The organism is Acidithiobacillus sp. TH-A117, from assembly GCF_057473465.1.
Map to the genome: position 1 here is coordinate 18,183 of NZ_JBYCKQ010000022.1, position 20,309 is coordinate 38,491.

23 protein-coding genes are annotated in these 20,309 nt (G+C 52.8%); 10 read left to right on the forward strand and 13 right to left on the reverse strand.

The genetic code is table 11. From position 1 onward, the window contains the following. Window positions 1–8: 8 nt before the first annotated feature. Window positions 9–2,228, forward strand: coding sequence for a diguanylate cyclase domain-containing protein (locus tag AC2VLR_RS04365; protein WP_486881012.1), 2,220 nt, complete (start codon window positions 9–11; stop codon window positions 2,226–2,228). Window positions 2,229–2,244: 16 nt separating this feature from the next. On the opposite strand, the gene AC2VLR_RS04370 is transcribed toward AC2VLR_RS04365, so the two are convergent. The 7 genes from AC2VLR_RS04370 to AC2VLR_RS04400 all read right to left on the reverse strand — a co-directional run bounded on the left by AC2VLR_RS04370 (window position 2,245) and on the right by AC2VLR_RS04400 (window position 7,238). After that, window positions 2,245–2,580 carry a hypothetical protein gene (locus AC2VLR_RS04370; protein WP_486881013.1) on the reverse strand — a complete coding sequence of 112 codons (336 nt, stop codon included), beginning with the start codon at window positions 2,578–2,580 and terminating at the stop codon, window positions 2,245–2,247. Between the two features lie 25 nt (window positions 2,581–2,605). Continuing rightward, window positions 2,606–3,298: a glutathione S-transferase gene (locus AC2VLR_RS04375; RefSeq protein WP_486881014.1), complete on the reverse strand. Its 693-nt coding sequence runs from the start codon at window positions 3,296–3,298 to the stop codon at window positions 2,606–2,608. After that, entirely contained in the window at window positions 3,295–3,762 is a 468-nt protein-coding gene (locus AC2VLR_RS04380; protein ID WP_486881015.1) for an EVE domain-containing protein, read from the reverse strand. Before AC2VLR_RS04380 ends, AC2VLR_RS04375 begins: the two co-directional genes overlap by 4 nt. A 4-nt stretch (window positions 3,763–3,766) precedes the next feature. Further along, window positions 3,767–4,081, reverse strand: coding sequence for an iron donor protein CyaY (gene cyaY, locus AC2VLR_RS04385; RefSeq protein WP_486881016.1), 315 nt, complete (start codon window positions 4,079–4,081; stop codon window positions 3,767–3,769). Between the two features lie 85 nt (window positions 4,082–4,166). Further along, on the reverse strand, window positions 4,167–5,975 hold the full coding sequence (recQ, locus tag AC2VLR_RS04390) for a DNA helicase RecQ (protein ID WP_486881017.1): 1,809 nt from the start codon (window positions 5,973–5,975) through the stop codon (window positions 4,167–4,169). A 68-nt stretch (window positions 5,976–6,043) separates the two neighbouring features. Next, complete coding sequence (locus AC2VLR_RS04395) at window positions 6,044–6,886, reverse strand: symmetrical bis(5'-nucleosyl)-tetraphosphatase (RefSeq protein WP_486881018.1); 843 nt, start codon at window positions 6,884–6,886, stop codon at window positions 6,044–6,046. A 4-nt stretch (window positions 6,887–6,890) separates the two neighbouring features. Next, a complete protein-coding gene (locus tag AC2VLR_RS04400) occupies window positions 6,891–7,238 on the reverse strand; it encodes a DsrE family protein (RefSeq protein WP_486881019.1) in 348 nt (115 codons plus the stop codon). Window positions 7,239–7,461: 223 nt separating this feature from the next. On the opposite strand from AC2VLR_RS04400, the gene AC2VLR_RS04405 reads away from it, so the two are divergent. From AC2VLR_RS04405 to rpsT, 3 genes are all read left to right on the forward strand, one after another. Beyond that, window positions 7,462–8,262, forward strand: coding sequence for an ABC transporter permease subunit (locus AC2VLR_RS04405; RefSeq protein ID WP_486881020.1), 801 nt, complete (start codon window positions 7,462–7,464; stop codon window positions 8,260–8,262). After that, on the forward strand, window positions 8,259–9,287 hold the full coding sequence (locus AC2VLR_RS04410; protein ID WP_486881021.1) for an ABC transporter ATP-binding protein: 1,029 nt from the start codon (window positions 8,259–8,261) through the stop codon (window positions 9,285–9,287). The genes AC2VLR_RS04405 and AC2VLR_RS04410 overlap by 4 nt, the downstream gene beginning before the upstream one ends. A 396-nt stretch (window positions 9,288–9,683) precedes the next feature. Further along, window positions 9,684–9,962 (forward strand): 30S ribosomal protein S20, encoded by a 279-nt coding sequence (rpsT, locus tag AC2VLR_RS04415; RefSeq protein ID WP_215844025.1) that lies wholly within the window; start codon window positions 9,684–9,686, stop codon window positions 9,960–9,962. A 73-nt stretch (window positions 9,963–10,035) separates the two neighbouring features. On the opposite strand, the gene AC2VLR_RS04420 is transcribed toward rpsT, so the two are convergent. Both AC2VLR_RS04420 and lgt read right to left on the reverse strand, forming a co-directional pair. Further along, window positions 10,036–12,018, reverse strand: coding sequence for a UvrD-helicase domain-containing protein (locus AC2VLR_RS04420; RefSeq protein WP_486881022.1), 1,983 nt, complete (start codon window positions 12,016–12,018; stop codon window positions 10,036–10,038). A gap of 30 nt (window positions 12,019–12,048) precedes the next feature. Further along, window positions 12,049–12,888, reverse strand: coding sequence for a prolipoprotein diacylglyceryl transferase (lgt, locus tag AC2VLR_RS04425; protein WP_486881023.1), 840 nt, complete (start codon window positions 12,886–12,888; stop codon window positions 12,049–12,051). A 207-nt stretch (window positions 12,889–13,095) separates the two neighbouring features. Here lgt and AC2VLR_RS04430 point away from each other — a divergent pair, with 207 nt between their 5' ends. After that, window positions 13,096–14,346 carry an NAD(P)/FAD-dependent oxidoreductase gene (locus AC2VLR_RS04430; RefSeq protein WP_486881024.1) on the forward strand — a complete coding sequence of 417 codons (1,251 nt, stop codon included), beginning with the start codon at window positions 13,096–13,098 and terminating at the stop codon, window positions 14,344–14,346. 192 nt (window positions 14,347–14,538) lie between these two features. Here the strand turns inward: AC2VLR_RS04430 and AC2VLR_RS04435 are convergent, their stop codons facing one another. From AC2VLR_RS04435 to AC2VLR_RS04445, 3 genes are all read right to left on the reverse strand, one after another. Then, on the reverse strand, window positions 14,539–16,035 hold the full coding sequence (locus AC2VLR_RS04435) for a hypothetical protein (RefSeq protein WP_486881025.1): 1,497 nt from the start codon (window positions 16,033–16,035) through the stop codon (window positions 14,539–14,541). 251 nt (window positions 16,036–16,286) lie between these two features. After that, entirely contained in the window at window positions 16,287–16,583 is a 297-nt protein-coding gene (locus AC2VLR_RS04440; protein ID WP_486881026.1) for a type II toxin-antitoxin system RelE/ParE family toxin, read from the reverse strand. Next, complete coding sequence (locus AC2VLR_RS04445; RefSeq protein WP_486881027.1) at window positions 16,571–16,828, reverse strand: type II toxin-antitoxin system prevent-host-death family antitoxin; 258 nt, start codon at window positions 16,826–16,828, stop codon at window positions 16,571–16,573. Before AC2VLR_RS04445 ends, AC2VLR_RS04440 begins: the two co-directional genes overlap by 13 nt. 156 nt (window positions 16,829–16,984) lie before the next feature. On the opposite strand from AC2VLR_RS04445, the gene AC2VLR_RS04450 reads away from it, so the two are divergent. Further along, window positions 16,985–17,284, forward strand: coding sequence for a BrnT family toxin (locus tag AC2VLR_RS04450; protein WP_486881028.1), 300 nt, complete (start codon window positions 16,985–16,987; stop codon window positions 17,282–17,284). A gap of 11 nt (window positions 17,285–17,295) precedes the next feature. Here AC2VLR_RS04450 and AC2VLR_RS04455 read toward each other — a convergent pair whose 3' ends face one another. Next, window positions 17,296–17,421 (reverse strand): DUF29 family protein, encoded by a 126-nt coding sequence (locus AC2VLR_RS04455; RefSeq protein WP_486881029.1) that lies wholly within the window; start codon window positions 17,419–17,421, stop codon window positions 17,296–17,298. A gap of 209 nt (window positions 17,422–17,630) precedes the next feature. Between AC2VLR_RS04455 and AC2VLR_RS04460 the strand changes: the two genes are divergently transcribed. The 4 genes from AC2VLR_RS04460 to AC2VLR_RS04475 all read left to right on the forward strand — a co-directional run bounded on the left by AC2VLR_RS04460 (window position 17,631) and on the right by AC2VLR_RS04475 (window position 20,278). Next, the gene (locus tag AC2VLR_RS04460) at window positions 17,631–17,888 is read left to right on the forward strand and encodes a FitA-like ribbon-helix-helix domain-containing protein (RefSeq protein ID WP_486881030.1); all 258 of its coding nucleotides are present in this window, start codon (window positions 17,631–17,633) and stop codon (window positions 17,886–17,888) included. Beyond that, a complete protein-coding gene (locus tag AC2VLR_RS04465) occupies window positions 17,885–18,337 on the forward strand; it encodes a PIN domain-containing protein (RefSeq protein WP_486881031.1) in 453 nt (150 codons plus the stop codon). Before AC2VLR_RS04460 ends, AC2VLR_RS04465 begins: the two co-directional genes overlap by 4 nt. 237 nt (window positions 18,338–18,574) lie before the next feature. Further along, complete coding sequence (locus AC2VLR_RS04470) at window positions 18,575–19,447, forward strand: hypothetical protein (RefSeq protein WP_486881032.1); 873 nt, start codon at window positions 18,575–18,577, stop codon at window positions 19,445–19,447. 15 nt (window positions 19,448–19,462) lie between these two features. Continuing rightward, complete coding sequence (locus AC2VLR_RS04475; protein WP_486881033.1) at window positions 19,463–20,278, forward strand: hypothetical protein; 816 nt, start codon at window positions 19,463–19,465, stop codon at window positions 20,276–20,278. Window positions 20,279–20,309 lie beyond the last annotated feature (31 nt).

The following is a 20,309-nucleotide window of genomic DNA, read 5'->3' on the forward strand; positions in this document are numbered from 1 at the left end:
ATATTTTTATGCTGAAAGTATTTCTACTTTTATTGCTGCTCTTCAGTTTATTTTTTACCTATCGCGCACTCGTCATAAATCGTAAAAACAATAAACAACTGAAAGCACAATTTACTTTGCAAGCGGCTTTGCTGGAAGTGAATCGGTTGCTGGGAGATTCCCTGACCCTCGAGCTCCCTTCAACGATGCAGCAGATGGTGGAAATTTTAGCCAATCGCCTGAGCGCTTCTCTGGTATGGGTTGGTGTACAAAAGACCATGGATGATTACGTCAGCATCCTGTCAGTGGGTGGACCGCGCCGGGATGTGATTGTGAGCGCAAGGATTATGGCTGGTTCTGATGGGGTTGATGGATCCGTGTCTAAAGCGCTGGATAGCGGAAGTGTTCAATACCAGCTGTTGCAAACAGACCCTTCTTATCGTGCTTGGTCCATTCTTGATGATGCTGTTTTTCATGCCAGTCTTTGTGTGCCTTATCGCAGCCTGGATGGCGCCAAAGGCGTCATTGTTTTTTTTCTACCGAAATCTGCAGAATTCGTTTCTCCTAATCATACCTTGTGGTCGCGACTCGCGGATGATTTCGCGGTTTATATGGAACGGCGTAAAAATGCTGTTGATGTCAGTCGTATTTCTGGTTACCAGCTGGCTGTAGTCGATTTACTCAAGGATATTCTGGAAGTGAAGGATCTTTCTGCAGCCCGTGATCTGGTTCTTTCGGTCTTAACAACGCGAGCTGAATCTTGCTGTGCCTGGATTATGGCTGTTACAAAGCAGAAAGATAGTCTGACACGCACGTTGCTGTCAGCTCGCGGAAGCATGCCGGAAACTACGCTCAGACATTGGTTGGAACAGATTCCTGCGGGTCAACAGTGGTTGGATGACGCGATTCGAAGAATGTCCACAAGTGGTCATGCATTCGTAGACATAGTCAGAACCCATTCACTTCTGGAAGTCTGGCGTGACTCGCAAACCGAGATGAAAAAAGTCGCAGTCATAGGCGCATGGCCATTATGGAATGAATCGGGCCTACAAGCCGTTTTATTTGTCAGCAGTAATGACGCCGCTTATTTCAGCAATAACCTACAGGTTTTTCTGCATCAGCTTACCGAAATACTGCATATGGCCGAACAGCAACTCCTCAACAAATCAGAGATCGTCCGTCGGACCCGGTTATATCAAGCTCTCCTGGATGAAGCGGATGCGGTTCTGAAAATGCAGACGGAACAGCCATTGATAGAAGAAATCTGCAGAAGACTGGTTGACAGCACACTTTTTGAAGCAGCCTGGTTAGTACGACCTGAAAAGAGTGGCACTTTGGCAACGCTGGCATTTGTATCATCTGTTGCCAAAGCCATTAACCAGCAAGTCAATGGGCTGAGTGATGAATCAGAACAGGATCTGATTTTGCATGCCTGGAAAACAGGTCAGGGGATTTTTCCCACTCGGACTCAATGCAAAGATGCTTCATCAACTTGCGTTTTTCCAGTGGCATTCTTGCCGGTGCTGCGTGGCTCGAGGGTATGGGGAATATTGGCTGTCAGATGCTCCAAAGTGGAATACTTCAGTGCAGATGTCAATGAGCTCCTAAAGCGGATTGCTTCCCTGCTCGGACGGGGGTTGGATGAAATAGATCTCAAGCTCCAACTGGCTGATGAACAACGCCGGCAAAGTTGGTTGGCCAGTCATGACGCTCTTACGGGATTGAATAATCGTCGCGGTCTGGACGCTTTTTTTACCCATGCCGTTTTGCGTACGCAGCGAAATAACACATTGTTAGCGGTGATGATAATCGATTTGGATGATTTCAAGCCGGTCAACGATACTTATGGGCATGAAGCGGGTGATCTGCTGCTCATTAAAGTGGCCCAAGCTCTGCAAGCGGCTATTCGCGGTACGGATTTCCTGGTGCGCCTGGGGGGGGATGAGTTTGTTCTGTTGCTGGAAGGACTGCATAGTCGGGATGATCTGCAACCGATTCTGTCCAGTATCTGCAAACTGGTGGAGGCACCTGTCCTGCTCGGCGGAGATGCGTCGGTTTCAGTAAGTTGCAGTGCCGGGCTCACCCTGTATCCCGAAGATGCCTCTCCTCCGGATCGGCTTTTGCGCCATGCCGATGAAGCCCTGTATGTTGCCAAACGCAGCAAACAGGACCGTAGCCGCTTCTGGGTCAATTATCTGGATTTACCCGCCGCTGAAAAGGACGACCAGGGTCTGCCTTCGGGCGGATAACTTCAGTAGCTAGCATTTATTGCCTTTGTCGGATCAGCTCCTGATCAAAGGCATTATCCAGCTCCTGGGAGAGTTTGAGAACCTTGCGGAAAATGACCGGATCGGCATCATCGGCCTGGGCGCGCAGACGCAGGCGCGCCAGTCCGTCAAAGCTGTGGGCCCGGTCCACCGGATCGCTCACCGATTGACACTGGTTGCCTTGATATATTGCGTTCAGTATTTCTGCTGTCAGGGGATCATCCAGGGTATTGTTCCAGGCGGCTTCCAGGGCAGCGGCAGGACTGGATTCGTTCAGAAATGGATAGCCCAGGTGCTGGTTGAGAAATACTACCAATTCTTCATAAGTCATCATGCACTCCATAAGTTAGAAACAAATTTCACAGCGATTGGCTCATGCCGTCGTTCAGCGTAAGCTGGCAGGCGTCGCTGACACGTTGAAAATAATATTGCAGGTCCAGAGGAATGGTCACGCCATCCAGCAATCGGAGCAAATGCAGATCTGCGGTCAGGACGATGTCTATCAGTGACAGCTGACCCGTATAAAAACGCTGACGAGCGAGAATTTTGCCCAAGTCGCGCAAGCGCCCCCTGCTTTCGAGTTGCTGATAGGCACCATAACGATCATTGGCCAAGGCCTCCACAGACTGCTGGAAGCGCCGTTCGCATTCGTTGCGATAGAAAGCCATATCTTCTTCATGATGACAGATTTCATCATAGGCCGGCAGAACCGGAGCGATCAATCTTTCCAGGAGCGGTGTCAGACTGCTCCGCCACTGGCAGAATGCCGTCCACTCGGCTTCGCCAATCGGGGCATGCAAGGGCAGAGTTTCCGGATAACGCTGATCCATGGCGGCTAGTTCGGGCAGCGTGCCTTGTTGCTGGCATCCGTCGGCGTGAATCAATACCGGGAGGTCGCCATAACCGAGATCAAAAGCCGTTTCCTGATCCCGTAACGCACAGGGATGGTCCTGCCACTGCAAATTCTTGGCGCTCAGCACCATGCGCAGCATCTGCCCGGAGGTGGAAGACCAGCGGTGATAGAGGTGCAGGTTATCAGCCGGATCAATCATGTTTGATCTGCGTGATCAGCAAGCTGCAGCACATGCTGCCACTGGCTTTCGGTGATGGGCAGGATGGACAGACGGTTGCCTTTGCGCACCAGAGGGCTTTCTGCAAATTCCGGCATAAGACGCAGGCTTTCCAGGGAAATACAGCGGGCAAAACTACGACCATAAGCCACATCTACCAGATCCCAGCGCGGCTTTTCGAGACTGGAGCCCGGGTCGTAATAGTGGCTTTGCGGGTCAAACTGGGTGGGATCCGGGCGAGCTGTACTGGCCACGGTGGCTGCCCCGACAATCCCCGGCACAGCAACCCTGGAATGGTAGATGAAAACTCCATCGCCCACCTGCATGCTGCGGATGAAATTACGCGCCTGGTAATTACGGATGCCATCCCAGGGTTCCTGACCACGGGCTTGCAGGTCTTCCAGGGAAAAAGCCTCAGGTTCGGTTTTCATCAACCAGTACGCCATGGCTTCAGTCCAGGTTGACCGGTGCGGACAGGCGCCGGCTCAGCAGTCGTCCCAACGCCGCTGTCAGGGTTTCCCCACTGTGGCTGTCCACCCATTGATCTTCCTGCGCAGAAAAGCGCGCCGGACCATCACTGCACGCCAGCCAGATTTGCTGGACGGCTTCCTGACGGTTGATGATGATCTGGCTATCATCGGGCAGCAGCAGGGTCAGAACGCTGTCGACCAGATCACATTCCACATCGGGCGCCCGCTCTTCGATGCGGGTCAGCAGGTCGGTCAGGGTGTTTTCGACGGCTACGGCAAAGCTTTTTTCATTCATTCCGGATTCCCTCAAATTTGCTCTATGATGGGGCCGGACCCGCTGCAGGGCAAGTTTTCAGAACGGGCTGCTGCCGGTTCATCCTTCAGGGCTGCGCAGTGTGGCCCTGTAATATGGCGAGGAATGAATCTCCATAAGCCGCCAGTTTGCGTTCACCCACTCCAGGTACATGGGCCAGGCCGGCCAGATCGCGCGGCCGCTGGCGCAGCATCTCCATCAGGGTGGCATCATGAAAAATCACGTAGGGAGGCACGCCCTGGGCTTGCGCCAGATCGCGACGATGCTGCCGCAATGCTTCCCAGAGCAGTTTATCGGCGGGATGAATGTCCTGCGTTTTTTCTTTTTTGCGGGAAGCACTGTTTTCATGCTGACGCAGGGTCAGGATTTCCTCACCGCGCAACACAGAACGGCTCAAGGCACTCAAGCGCAAGCCCCCATGCCCCTCACTGTCCACCTCCACCAGACCCCGCAGCAGCAGATGGCGGAACAAGGCCCGCCAGGCGTTGGCGGATAAATCCTTGCCAATCCCGAATACCGCGAGTTGATGATGCCCCCATTGCTGAATGCGCGGATCTTCCCGGGCCATTAACACATCCACCAGATACTGCACCCCGAAACGCTGACCGGTGCGGTAAACGACAGACAGCGCTTTTTGGGCGGCGACAGTCGCGTCCCAGGTGGCCGGAGGGTGCAGACAGTTATCACAATTGCCGCAGGGCATTTCCAGAACCTCGCCAAAATAGCTGAGCAAAGTCTGGCGCCGGCAGGCGATGGTTTCGCAGAGAGCGAGCATGGCATCCAGCTTGTGTCCTTCCATTTGCTTGCGCTGCTGGTCGGCTTCCGATTGTTGAATCATCTGCCGCAGTTGCACCACATCCTGCAGGCCGTAATACATCCAGGCTTCAGCGGGCAGACCATCGCGTCCGGCGCGGCCGGTTTCCTGATAATAGGCTTCGATACTTTTGGGCAGGTTCAGATGGGCGACAAAGCGGACATTGGGTTTGTCGATACCCATGCCGAAGGCGATGGTGGCCACCATAATGACCCCCTCATCGCGTTGAAAGCGTTGTTGATGGCGACGGCGCTCCTCGGCCCCCAGGCCGGCATGATAAGGCAGAGCGTCCAGGTGTTCGTCCTGCAACCAGGCAGCGATTTCTTCCACCCGTTTGCGCGAGAGGCAATAGACAATGCCCGCTTCCCCATCATGGCGGTCACGGATGAAACGCAGCAGGGCCTGACGCGCACCCTGGCTGCCGCTGTGAATGTGGTAGCGGATATTGGGTCGATCAAAAGACCGGCTGAATACGCGCGCCCGCTGCAAGGCCAGGCGTTCGATGATTTCCACCCGGGTTTTCGGATCAGCTGTGGCGGTCAGGGCGATGCGCGGAATGGTCGGAAAGCGTTCGTGGAGGATTTTCAGTTGCAGATATTCCGGACGGAAATCATGGCCCCACTGAGACACGCAATGGGCTTCATCAATGGCAAACAGATTGATAGAACACTGCTGCAAAAGGCGCAGGGTGCGCTCCTGCAGCAGCCGTTCCGGGGCAATATAGAGTAAATCCAGTTGTCCCAGGCGCAGTGCTGCTTCGGTGGCGCGCACTTCTGCCGGAGAAATGCTGGAATTGAGGGCGGCTGCCGCCACTCCCGCCTGCCGCAGAGCATTCACCTGGTCTTCCATCAAAGCGATGAGCGGCGATACCACCACTCCCGCACCGGGTTTCGCCATAGCGGGTATCTGAAAACATAAAGATTTCCCGCCACCTGTAGGCATCAGGACCAGGGCATCCTGCTCCTGCATGAGTGTCTCAATCACTTCCTGCTGCGGCGTACGAAACTGCTCGTAGCCAAAAGTGTGGCGGAGAATATCGAGGGGAGAGCGGGCGGCTTGCATGTTGCCAGAGGATAGACGCAAAAGCGGACAGGGCCAACTATATCCGTGGACTTATCGGCGGGCGGTCATTATTCCTTGGCGCTGGGCTGGGCATACATGGGGCAGTCGATCTGATGAATTTCCGGAGTTTCCAGATCGATGCGGGCGGCACTCAGCTGGCGTCCCCAGACGCAGCCACTGTCCAGAGCCAGTAAACGTTCATGCACCAGCAAGCCCTGGGTAGCCCAGTGTCCGCAGATGATGGCACCTTCGTTCTGCCGTTCAAAAAACCAGGTATGCCAGGGCGCATAAGCCGAAGCACCCTCTTTGGGCAGGGTACTGGGCCAGTTGAACTGCCCTTCGGCCGTCACATAGCGCGCCCTGGTGAACACAGCTACCCGAAAACGCTGGGCATCGTCTTCATTGCGGCAATCTTCCCAGCAATTGGGCGCCGAGGCCGCCCACAGCATTTTCAAAAAGCGTTTCCATTGCCGCCCGCTCAGGGCATTTTGCAGTTCCTGAGCGTGGGCGGTGGCGGTAGCAATATCCCAGTCGGGATGAATAGCCGCATGGACCATGGTCCAGCCCAGGGTGCTGTCATGGTGGAGTAGGGGCATTTGCCGCAACCAGTCCAGCCAGTCCCCGGCATTTTTATCGCTCAACAGGCTGCCCAGGGTGTCACTTTTTTTAGCCGGAGCAATGCCCGCCCAGCGAGAAAGCGCATATAAATCATGATTGCCCAGCACAATCTGCAAGTGATCCTGCCAGTGGAAAAGTCTTTTCAGGAGTGGCCGACTGTCCGGACCCCGATTCAGCAGGTCCCCTGCCAGCCACAAGCGATCCTCTTGGGCATTAAACTCGATTTTTTTGAGCAGGCCGTTGAAGGGTGCACAACAACCCTGCAGATCCCCCAGTGCATAAATAGCGGCCATAGTTTTAGAGGGTGATGACCTGGGCGGAAATTTTCATCTGGCGGATCAGGGTTTTCATGCTGGCCGTCTCAATACTGGCATTGAGCAATGATTTTTCTGTCTGATGCAGCCACTCCAGGCCAACGACATAGGTCCGGGCACCCAGTTCCTGCAATTCATGAAGGAGATCCTGCTGGACTTTTAGTTGGGCACCAGCCTGTTCATCCTGAAAGGCTAAAGAAATAGCTTCCTGTGAGAGAAAGATGCTGATCTCGACATCATCCGCCAAAGCCGAAGCGGCCATCCGCAGTCCGTGAAGGACAGGATTACCTTTGGCTTCAGGGTCAGATTTGAGAAGTATAGTCCAGTGCATGTTGATAAACTCTTTCATGTAATTGCATTAACCAATTGTAAAAACTATCTTCTTATCAAGCTTGATGGTTGTTTATAAGTTAAGCATAGCATAATTTTGCACCAGCAAAGAATCGGCCTGCTACGGCTTGACCCGGGCATTTGCGCAGGTTATAAGTTGCTCTGAACAGGATATGTTCAACAGGGAATAACGTGGGAGTGTTGATTGCAAAGGTGATGATCCAGTGAAATCTGCCTATGGCACTGAAAGACGCGGTGCGGGCCATTTCCGGCCGGGATCGATTCTGGCGGCGGGTGTCTTCATTTTTTTGCTGGCGCCGTTTGCGGCCCTGTTTTTTGCGACGGACTGGGCGGATTTCCATTTTGCCCAGGGCGATATGGGCGCTATCCGGACATCGCTGCTCTACAGTGGGTTGGCGGTACTCTTGGCGGTACTGGCCGGGACGCCTCTGGCCTGGTGGCTGGCCCGGGGACAATGGCGCGGCAAGTGGCTGCTCGACGCGTTACTCATGTTACCCCTGCTGACCCCGCCCCTGGCATTGGGCATTTTACTCAGTAGTTTTTACGGCCCTTATTCTCCGGTGGGCAGTGTCTTCAGTCAGGCAGGCATCTATCTGACCAATACTGCGCCCGCCTTCATTCTCGCCCAGATATACGGCGCCATGCCTTACTATATCATCGCCGCCCGGGCCGCTTTTGAGGGCGTCCCCCGGGATCTGGAACAGATCAGTCGCACTCTGGGCCGCAATCGTCTGCAAACTTTCTGGGGCGTGACCCTGCCTCTGGCCCGCATTGGCCTCTCGGCAGGGCTGGCCCTGGCCTGGGTGCGGGCCATGGGCGAATTTGGCATCGTCCTGATCGTCGCCTATTTTCCCCAGGGCATCCCCGTCAAATTATGGGTGAATCTCCAGGACATCGGTCTCAGCGCCGTCTATCCCCTGCTGTGGATATTTTTTCTGGTCGCGGTACCGCTGCCTCTCTGGATCGGGCTGCGCGCCAGGCGTCAGACCCAGGCCCTGTTTTGAGTCAGGCACCCGCAGTACTGGACCTGCGCTGTCAGATGACGCAGCCCGTCGCTCTCGACTTGCGTCTGCAGGTCAGGGGCTTTACGGTGCTGCTGGGCGTATCCGGGGCAGGTAAGACTTCATTGCTACAGGCCATCGCCGGCCTGCTACCGGCCCGGGTCAGCCCGTTTGGCGATCTGCCGGTAGAACAGCGTCCCATTGGTTATCTCCCTCAAGGCTATGCGCTTTTTCCCCATCTCCGCGCCTGGGAAAACGTGGCATTTCCTTTGCCACGTTCAGCCCGGCGTCAGACCGAAGCCCTGGCATTACTGCAGCGAGTGGGGCTGAAAGAGCTGGCAGAGCGTTTTCCCTCGGAATTATCCGGCGGCCAGAAACAGCGGGTGGCCCTGGCCCGGGCTTTGGCGCGCAAGCCGCAGTTGTTGTTGCTGGACGAGCCGACTTCGGCCCTGGATATGGCTACCCGTGACGAGGTGCTGGATGAGCTGATTCAAGAGGTGCGTGCCTTCGGAATTCCTCTACTGGCGGTCAGTCATGACCCGCATTTGGCGATGCTCGCCGATCACATGGCCATTTTGCGCGACGGCCGCATCGTTCAGGAAGGCCCCCCTGTCGAAGTTTTTGCCCGGCCCCAACATCAGGCTACCGCGCGGCTGCTGGGTTTTCGTAATTTTCTGTCTGGCCATGTTGACGCACGGGAAAACGCTTTCCTGCAGATTGCCGGTGCTGGCTGGCAGTTGCAGGCCGACGGGCAGGCGGGCCTGTCTGTGGGGTCTCTGGTACAACTGACCTGGCGGGCCGAAGATCTCTTTCTGGAAGAAGAGTCAGAACTGTCCTGTCCCAATCGTCTATTGGTCCGGGTGCGGGCAAGTCGTGCTGAAGGGTTGTCCACCCGCTTTTATCTGGAAGGCCCCGCCCCCCTGGAAATGCTGCTGCCTCGTCAACGAGCCGAAGCGGCGCAGATCACCCCGGGAAGCCCTCTGAAAGTCTGCGTACAGCCCCGGCATTTGCAGATACTGGCAGAATAAATATCGCGCCTACTTTGACACCGTACAGGGATTTTCTTACCCTTAAGTAAGGATTTTTTATAGAGTAATACAAACGGGGGCTTTATGTATTCATCCACTTCATCCATGACCAGAAAGGTCGCCGATGTGGCCGGAAGACTGAGCACCTATAAAAAGGATGCGGCCATCTCGACCGAGGCCATGCATGATGCGATCAAAAAACGCATCCAGAAAAAACGGTTATGAATGTTCGAGCACCCTGACCTTTGATAAAAAAGCAGGTAAATCACTTTACTTTGAGTAGATAGGGTGATTCGATCCAATGGATAATCCATTGACAGTGCTGCAAGGAAGAGTAGAATCCGCAGCTTGAAATTTCTGCACTGACCTGCAATGCAAATACACGGAGAGTAAAACTTGGCGAATACAGCTCAGGCGCGCAAGCGCGTTCTACAAAATGAAAAGCATCGCTTGCACAATGCCAGCATGCGTTCACGTCTGCGTACCTTTGTGAAGAAGGTGCTCAAGGCCGTACATGACGGTAATCAGGAAGAAGCCCGCATCGCGCTGCGCACGGCGGAATCGGTTATCGACAAGTCTGCCGGTAAAGGCGTGGTGCATCGCAATGCCGCTTCCCGCACCAAGAGCCGTCTTTCCGCACGGGTCAAGGCCATGGGCAACGTCGCCGCGCACTGAGTAGGCAGCGCAGTACTGCTTCAAGCAAGGGGCTATCTTAGGATAGCCCCTTGGCGTATAGGGCTGAAAACGCTCACTGCTTCCCTAACATATCGCGCAAACGCGCAAAGGCCGTGGCCGGGTCCATTTCCGGCTCCTCGCTTTGCTCGCCCAGCCAGTCCAGGTGCTCCTTGGGAATCTCCTGCAGAAAGCGCGAGGCCTTGGGATTCACGTCCTGTCCATAACGCCGCCTTTTGCGGCAGCGGCTCAGGGTCAGGCGAAAACGGGCGCGGGTCATGCCCACATAAAAAAGGCGGCGCTCCTCGGCAATTTGTTCCGGGGTTTCGCTGTTGCGATGCGGGAGCAACTCTTCTTCAGCCCCCACCAGAAATACCTGGGGAAATTCCAGCCCCTTGGCGGCATGGAGGGTGGACAGGCGCAGTACGTCGCGGTCATCGTCCTCCTCCCGTTCCAGAACATTGAAGAGCATCAGTCGGTTGAGGATTTCCACCAGTGTTTGTGGGCCGTCTTCCTGCTCCTGCAGACGCTTTATCCAGGTCAGCAGCTCCTGGATGTTTTCCCAGCGCCGGGAGGCTTCTTTTTCATCCCCCTCATTGTGCAGATGCTGCAAATAGCCGATATCATCGGGCAGACTCTGCAGAGCCGGGAGCAGTTCGGCTTTGTGCAGTTCATCGGCCTTGAGGTTGACCCAACCCGCAAAGCTGCGCAGGGCATTTCGGCCTTTGTCGGGGATATCCAGGCCTTCTTCCCAGACTGCCGCGAACAAGGACAGGTTCTGGGCTTTGGCAAACTCCCCGAGCTTTTCCAGGGTACTGCTGCCGATACCCCGGCGTGGCGTATTCACCGCCCGCAAAAAAGCCGGGTCATCATCAGGATTGCTGAGCAAACGCAAATAAGCGAGAAAATCCTTGATTTCGCTGCGTTCAAAAAACGACAGACCCCCGGAAATCTGATAGGGAATGCGGGCATTACGCAACGCCGCTTCAAAAGGCCGGGACTGATGATTGCTGCGATACAAAATCGCATAATCCCGATATTCTCCCTGGCGCTGAAATCGGTCGCGGAGAATGGCATTGACCACCTGTTCGGCCTCGTCGCTTTCATCGGCGCAGTTGAGCACACGAATGGCGTGACCATCCCCCAGAGTGCTCCACAGGCGCTTTTCAAACAGATGGGGGTTTTGCGCAATCACCGCATTGGCCGACTGCAGAATGCGCCCTGTCGAGCGGTAGTTCTGTTCCAGCTTGATGACTTTCAGGGCCGGATAATCCTGGGCCAGACGATGCAAATTGTCGGCCGCCGCCCCCCGCCAGGAATAAATACTTTGATCATCATCTCCCACCGCCGTCAGATTATGGCGTACCCCCAGCAGGTTGCGGATCAGACGGTACTGGGCACCGTTACTGTCCTGATATTCATCCACCAACAAGTAGCGAATACGGTCCTGCCAGGCCAGGCGGGCTTCTTCATTTTCCTGGAGCAGGCGGGTAGGCAGCAGAATCAGATCATCCAGATCCACGGCATTGCAGGCGCTCAGGGCGCGCTGATAGGGCTTGTAGATAGCCGCCGCCTCCTCCCCCAGCCGATCATCGGCCTGGGCCTCCTGGGGCAGGAAACCATCATTCTTGAAGCGGGAGATACGCGCCTGAATGGCCTCAGCCAGATCGCTGGGGCCGTTGGCATCGCGCAGCAGGTTGCGGACCATGCTCAGGCTATCGCCCGGATCAATCACGCTGAAATTATCGCGATAGCCCAGACGGGTAATGTCCTTACGCAAAATATCCAGGCCTAGGCGGTGAAAGGTGGAGACCATCAAGCCCCGGCTGTTCTGACCTTGCAAGGACTGGCTCACCCGGCTTTTCATTTCGCGGGCAGCCTTGTTGGTAAAAGTCACCGCGCAGATATGTTTGGGGGCGACCTGCTGCTCGCGAATCAGGTGGACGATTTTCCGGGTAATGACCCGGGTTTTGCCCGATCCGGCCCCGGCCAGTACCAGCAGGGGACCATGCACATGCCGGACGGCTTCCTGTTGCGGCGCGTTGAGTTCATCAGCCACTGGATCGCAACTCCCGTGAAGATGCAGTAATCAGTGTTCGCTAAGGGTTTTGGCGCTGGCGGCGGGCTCTGCAGGGGAGGGGGATTCAGCAAACCCACCCTTGTAGGCCCACCAGATAATGACCGGACCGAGAATGATCATGGGCACCGACAAGACCTGACCCATGGTAAAAGGCCCGAATACAAAACCCAACTGAATATCCGGCTGGCGGGCAAATTCCGCGACAAAACGGAAAATGCCGTAAAACAGCACGAACATCCCGCCAATCGCCCCGGCCGGACGGGGTTTGCGGCTGTATATGGCCAGAATCAAAAAGAGTAACACGCCTTCCAGCAGAAACTCGTAAATCTGCGAGGGCTGGCGGGGCTGTGGCCCCCCCGCTGGAAACACCATAGCCCAGGGCAGATGACTGACCCGTCCAAACAACTGGTCATTGATGAAATTCGCCAAGCGCCCTAGGCCCAGACCAATGGGCACCGCCGGGGCAATAAAATCCAGGGTCGGCAGAAAACTGTGATCCTTATGAGAGCGGGCAAAGGCCCAGCAGGCCAGCACCACGCCCAACAGTCCGCCATGAAAGGACATGCCGCCATCCCAGATGTAGAGCATCTTGATGGGCTGACTAAGGTAATAGGGGAGGTTGTACCAGATAATATAGCCTACCCGTCCGCCGAGAATCGCCCCCACCGCCACATAAAATTCCAGATCGACTACCTGCTCCTTGGGCCAGTGCCAGTGCGGCATTTTGCCGCGCCGGATCAGCCACAGGGTGGCAATGACGAAGCTGATGATTTCCAGCAACCCATACCAGTGAATGGTGATGGGGCCCAGGGGAAAGCCAACGGTATTGATATCCGGAAAATGCAGCATGGAGGTCCTCACAATTTCCCGCAACCATGGCCGAGGCACCGCTTTCTGTCAAGCGGCCTGATGGATTGTGAACTTTCGATTCTGTCTTTCTGCTGATTGACGATGCCAGCCAAGGTCTCGCGGATGTTGCCGTAGGCAAGGTCAAAGATGCGCAGACTCGCAATATCTGCTGTTCAGTTTCCGATCTGATTCAGGCAGAATCTCTACATGGCTACTCGTCCTTCTGTGATCGTCCTGGGCGCCGGCATTGTCGGCGTCTCCATCGCCCTGCAACTGCAACTGCGCGGGCGGCAGACTCTGCTGCTCGACCGTCAGGGACCGGGGGAGGGGACTTCCTTCGGAAATGCCGGCCTGATTCAGCGCGAAGCGGTCATGCCCCATCCTTTCCCCCGCGCCCTGGCGCAAATGCTCAGTTATGCCCGCAACCGTTCAACGGAAGCCTATTATCGCGGCACCATGCTGCCCCGACTCGCCATTCCGTTCATGCAGTACTGGTACAACTCTCAGCAAGAACGCCATCGTGCCATCGCCCGCCACTATGCGGCCCTCATTACCCACTGCCTGGACGACCACCTGGCGCTGGCCGGATTGGCCGGGGCGACGGACCTGTTCCGTTCCGGGGGCTGGTTGCAGGTGCATGCCCAGGAGGAATCCCTGGACCATGCCCTGCAGGAAGCCGCCTACAAGGCCGAACATTTCGGGGTGACCTATACCGCCCTGGATACGGCCCAGGTAGCGCAGATGGAATCCAGCTTGCGGCCCGGCCTGGTGGGTGGCATCCACTGGACCCAACCCCTGGCAGTGACTGACCCCCACGCCCTGACCCGCGCCTACCTGAATTATTTCACCCGGCTCGGCGGCGAATTTCGTACCGGTAATGCACAAAGTATTCAGCGGGAGCAGGCCGCCTGGCGGGTGCAAACAGCCCATGGCCCCATCGAAGCAGCGGAACTGGTCATCGCCCTGGGGGCCTGGTCACCGGATTTGACCCGCGCCCTGGGCTTTCATCCCCCGCTTTTCGTCAAGCGCGGCTACCATATGCATTACAGCCAACCGGCTACGCCGCTCTGCCATCCGGTGCTGGACGCCGATCAGGGCTATGTGCTGGCACCCATGCAACGCGGCATTCGCCTGACCACGGGCGCCGAGTTCGCCCACCGCGATGCGCCGCGTTCCGCCGTGCCCCTGACCCGCGCCGAAGCCCAGGCCCGGCAACTCATGCCCAGCCTCGGCACCCGTCTCGACCCGGAAGCCTGGATGGGCGTGCGCCCCTGCACCCCCGACATGCTCCCCATCATCGGCTCCGCCCCCGGCCGGAAAGGCCTCTGGTACGCCTTCGGCCATTGCCATCAGGGCCTCACCCTCGGCCCCACCACCGGCCGTCTGCTCGCTGAAATGATGGGCGGAGAAACGCCGTTTACCGATCCATTGCCTTATCGGCCGGGGCGGTTTGTTTGATGTTTTACGACATTAGCCTTGCCTGTCGATGCGATTAATATGATTTGTAAAGTATGCAACGACCAAGTACTTTGTGTTTCCAGAGATTATGAGTTGCGGTAAGCGAGACTGCTTCTTTCAGTTTTTGCGGTGTTCCGGGACAAATAACTACAAAGTCCACCTTGAATTTTTGGCAATAGCTGGTGAGCTGATTTATAAATCCGCTTTCTGGGTTGCCAGACAATAAAGTAGTGTAATTGTATAGTGATTATAAGGTGCCGGTACAGTTCCAGTGTAACCCCCCACTAACCGAAATGAAAAATTTGATTCTGCTTGCCACAGCATGGAATCTCCGGTATAGCCAAAAGGTAGTATAAGGAGGTGTTTCCCAGCGAGATAACTGGCTTGTGCAAAAGACGCAGGAATTGTATTTTTTTTCCAAATATATTGACTTGTGTTTGGTACAATAAATATAACTGCAAATATAACAAATATTATTCGTAGTAGATTGTTCTTCTTGGCAGCCATCCAGTCTGTTAAGATGATGGCAATAATAAGGAATAAATACATTGTGAATCTGCTTGGCAGTGCGTCTCTTATTAGGGGAAAATTAGTGAATATTTTCCATGGCATAGTAATGTTAGTTATTATTCCATTAACATGTAATTTTTCACCAAGGGAAAAAATTGAAATTAGAATTAATATTGTTATTAAGAATGCTCCTATGTTTTTATGATTTCTTATTTTTTCAGATAATGAGATGATAATAATAGAAAAAATTGGGATACCAATGTAGGCGCCTTCTTCGCTGTAGTTCCCGGTGAAGTTTGCTGAGATATCAGAAAAAATGCTCCCGCCAATTTTGGTTATTGGTGTTGGAATAAAATAATTAACAATATCAGTGGAAAAATATAGTGGGCTTCCTGGGATTCCGGGTTTTGATAAGTAACCAAGCATGAGAAAAAAAATAAAAGGGGATATCAATATAAAATAAAGTATAACTGATATAATTGTATCTTTAATGGTGGATAATATGCTGATTCTATATTCTTTCATCAAAAAGAAAAATATTGATATTGTGATGACAAAAAATGTGATGGATGTGGCAAGAACCTCGGTAGATATTCCGGTTTGGAGGGCAAGCAGTACAGCAAGCGTGGTGATATATTTGTTTTTGCTACACTTATTTCTCAGTCGTTTTATAAAAATCAGTATAATTAGTGGTATTATAAATACCATGTCCAGATTGAGATGTCCTTGTAGTTGGCCAAGAACATAAGTGCTATAGCCAAAAATATATCCACCCAAGAATGCAGGAATATCTTTTTTATATAAATATTTTAGTAATAGATATGCTGTAAAAGCATTGAGAGGAGTGGCGAGGAGCGTGAGAATATTCCAGCTTGTGATCGGTCCCATGGTATATGTAATTGGAGCCATCAGGATTGCTAAGGTGGGGATGGAGGTAACCCAAGTGAGATTCAAATTTGCTGATGGCCAAATGTAATTTGTTATAAATGGATTGAGGCCGTTCGCTATAGCTTTAGGCCACCATAATAAAAACCATATAAAGGTGTATTGATCTCCTCCGGGTGTGAATATAGTATTTTTAATGTTATGAAATAACGGATGAAAATATATGCAAGTAATAATGATATAAAACGAAAACGATAAAATTGCAGAAAAGATTTTTTCTTTCTGTTCTTTCATGTATGTGCTCCGGAAAAATTTTTATTTAATTTCTAAATAGTTTTGAATTTATTAGGCTTACTATTCATGAGTGGCCATTTGTGCGTTTTTCATGCTTTTGTGATTCCTGATAACGGATAAAATTGAGGCACCAATATAAAATATATTTCTATCCGCTAGCTGTCAATAGATCTGTTGATAAACCAAATCAGCCGTTTATATGTATCGGTTTGGATTTGGCAAAAATCAGTTTGTGCGCCCCTTCGTGAAACTCATGACCTCAACTTCTCGAACCGCCCGGTGCGGTCCCGCATCACATGCGGAATGAAAACCGTTGTTTCATGGTATCGGTAAAAAATGCGGCAGGGTGGTTCGACGATTTGTCGGTAACGAGACGGCCCCAATTCAGGCGGATAACTGCCGCTCTCTGGAAATTCAGCCAACTGCTCGATGTGGCTGAAGACACGCTGAACAAATGCAGACGCTGCAGCGGGATTGTCGAGAGCGATGAAATCAGCGATAGCATCCAGATCATTCAGCGCTGGATTGGACCAGATTATTTCAACCATCGGGCAAGATAATTGCTGGCTTGGGCGTGGTTGCTGACACGGCCCTCGGCTATCGCCTGTTCGCCACGCGCAATGGCTTCCAGCAAGGTCATACGCTGCTGCATCTGCTCATAAGTCTTTACATCCACCAGGTACGCGCTGGGCAACCCATGTTGGGTGATGAGTATAGGCTCCCTGTCCCGCTCGATGTCTGAGAGGAGTTCTGTAGCCTGTCTTTTCAGGGTGGTGACGAGTTCCGTGCGCATGGCAGTGATACTAAAGTATCACTTGGGAGATGAAAACCCCGCGCCATCGGCTGTTCAGTTTCTGGCCTGATTCAGCGCTGGAGCACGCTTCGCAGTGTTAAACACCCACATCACATCGTCGCTAGCGTTTTTAATATTTGTAGCTACAATAAGTCGATGAAGATCACCTACGATCCCGCCAAGCGGCAAAAGACCCTCGAAGAGCGCGGGCTGGATTTTGAGGATGCACTATTGGTCTTTGCCGGAAAGCACTTTACCCGCGAGGGCGACCGCAGGGACTGCGGAGAAGTTCGCCTGATCACGGCGGACCTCTTGCGGGAGCGAATGGTGGTCATGGTCTGGACGCCGCGTAACACCGATGACCGGCACATTATCAGCATGAGGAAAGCCAATGAGCGAGAACAAGCCCAATATACCCGGCACCTGGATGGCCTCGGACGACGCCCCCGAGCTTGATGCGCAGTTTTTCAAGTGTCCCAATCCAAAGCCACAACCTGACGCGCCTTGAGGGCCTGCGCCTGCTCCTCAATCCAGGATAGGAAATCCTGTTCATAGAGGTTTGGTGCGTGTTCTAGCTGTCTTGCTGTTGCCATTAGAGCATGCCTCCAGTTGGCATGAGATGCTATTCGAAAGAATAACCAGTAAGACGGAGGAAAGGAAGGGCGGAACTGTTGGGTGTTAGTCCAAAACTATCATCCTGGAGTTTGCCTGCATACCTGATTTTCGGAGTGGATTTTAATTGCGTTTTGATATCATTGCCATACAATGTGTGCGTTGATAGATTTTTATGGAGATATATCAAATGGCAAATGTGAATGTAAGAAATCTGCCCGATGAGGTACATCGGGCCATCCGAATCCAGGCCGCCCATCATGGTCGCAGCACCGAGGCGGAAATCCGCGACATTCTGGAGCGGGCGGCTAAGCCGGAGGGGCGCGTAAAACTTGGCTCATTTCTGGCCTCTATCGCCAGCGAGGCAGGTGGCTTAACTGATGAAGAAATCACGATTTTTGAGAACGCGCGCATCAATTCCCCAGCCCGCGCAGCGGGATTTGAATGATTCTGCTCGATACCAACGTCATTTCTGAGCCGCAGCGCCCGGCCCCGAATACCCATGTTCTTGACTGGCTCGATGCGCAAGCGCTGGAAACACTCTACCTGTCAACGATCACGGTAGCCGAGTTGCGTGCAGGTATTGCGCTGATACCGACCGGAAAGCGTCGGGACAGCCTGCATGAAAATTTGGAAAAGCGCTTGTTGCCGATGTTCGCCAACCGGGTATTGCCATTCGATATGGCTTGCACGAAAGCCTATGCCGAGCTGCTGGCCAAGTCCCGCGCTATAGGCGTGGCGATCGAAACAGCCGACGCCTTCATTGCGGCCGTCGCCCTCGCCAACAGCTTCACCGTTGCCACCCGCGACACCAGTCCTTTTGAAGCTGCCGGGGTGAACGTCATCAATCCATGGGAGGCAACGCAGTCATCCGGGGTAAGAAACCCCCGGCTTTAGCAGAGGGTTAGGCTCAGGGCATTCTTTATCACACATGGGACGATCGAGGATAAAATTTTTTCCACTCACAGGATCGTGCCTTGCCATAAATATGCACGTCTCGAATATAACTAGAGATTTTTTTTAAATATCTTCTATTCTTCGTACTGGTGTTTTTCACCTTGACAGCATGGCTAATCAAACTAAATATCCAAAATAATAACAGGAAGGGCTCAGAGTTTTATTTGGAGTATAATTATGCTTGTACGTAATGGCTTGAAGGTATCGCTAGTGATCATGGGGCTATTGAGTAGCCTGTTTCCAGAAGTGTCCATGGCAGCACCTGCAGAACCCAACGAGTTGCAGGCTATGCAATGGCTATATGGCCCCGCCTATGTAAAGACCGGGTCAGTGGTCAAGACGCCAGATCCACATGGCATACGTGTCAACAAAGGGCCTGGATATAATCATACGATCACCGAATATGTCAGGCCTTGGCAAACGGCTACTGTAAATCTCAATGGCAAGACTTATTTCATTGCTACAGGACAAGGCAGCGCCGTTACAGATTCAGAAAACCCAAGTTTTACCGTACAAGCCCAGCCTGCCTACATTTCGGCAATCTGGTTTCAGTGGGATGGAAATCATTGGGTTCCTGTAGGCAGAGAGTATAATTTTGCAGCAGAAGGCTCCAATGGGCGAGTCAATGGCAAGCCATGGAGTATTTTCCCACAACGAGCACTACTAAAAAATCAAGTACTGCTTGTCGGAGAAGAGGACGGTTTTGAGACACAAGGTTATGCATCAAGTTGGTATCCAATCTACACCTTTAATGGTAAAGCATTGCAATATCTTGGCGGCTTGAGTAGCGGAGGGAGCAATGGCGGTGCGGGAGTAACCCCTGTTATTTCCATCCAGGGTAAGATTATAGCGGCTGCTTTGTCTTCAGATGGTCAACCCCATATTATCTTGTCCTTTAATGGTAATACAGTGATTCAGGGTAAAGCCATTCAACTTCACAACACACAATGCAAATTTATCTCCGAAAAAAATCCCAGGAGTATAGACCGCAATGTTTTTAAGCCAACAACCCAATTATGTATGGAAATTGTTAAAAGCATTACCTTTTGATGCCGGAGGTGCAATTTGAATAAAAATATTTTGACATGGTCGGTAATGGCCTCAGCATTGTTACTTTCTGGTTGTAAGCTGACCGACCCTACGGGGCCATCCGTGAAAGTTTCAGAGTGTTGGTCGAAGGGGACTAACCAAACAGTGTCTGAAATTATTGACCCCAACCTAAAGTCGGGTTTGCAGAGAGCGCTTAACGTCTTGGGAGACAATGATTCTTTGGCTAAAAATATCGCAGTCCATACCACCTTGTATAATCGACATCCTGTGGGTGGGAACAAGATTATTGGTTCAGTCGATTGCAGTGCATCAGCAAAAGCAACCATCACCACACCTACTCACCCAAGTGGTATAGTACTGCAAACGTACGGGCTAAATTACTCGATCTTTCCTGGAAAAAATGGCACAGTCATTTTCGCCTCAACTGGGGCATTCTCAGATTCCGTCGAGGCGCACATCAATCAAATTGCCCGGATGGTTCGGCCGCAGCAGCAAGCGAATCCTTCCCCGGCATCCTCTGCGGAACAATCACAACCATCTTTGATTCCCCCAGTACCACCTGAAAGTGATGAGCACACCTCCTTTCAAGATCTTAAATCGGAACTAACTGATGTGACGCATAAAATTGACCTTGTTTACGATGATGAGCTAAATAATTTGTCGCCAACAAAAGCAAGCGAACTTAAAGCGAGCGAAATTGCATGGGTAATAAAAAAGAGAGGCGATTGCGGTACATATAATAGCGATTTAAGTTCCCATAGTAAGACGGCACTGAAATGTCAGTTGAGTGAATCGAAAAGTCGCCTTAAATATCTCCAAGGCGTGACGTAAGTTTTTAATAAATTTGCAAATAGATAGTATG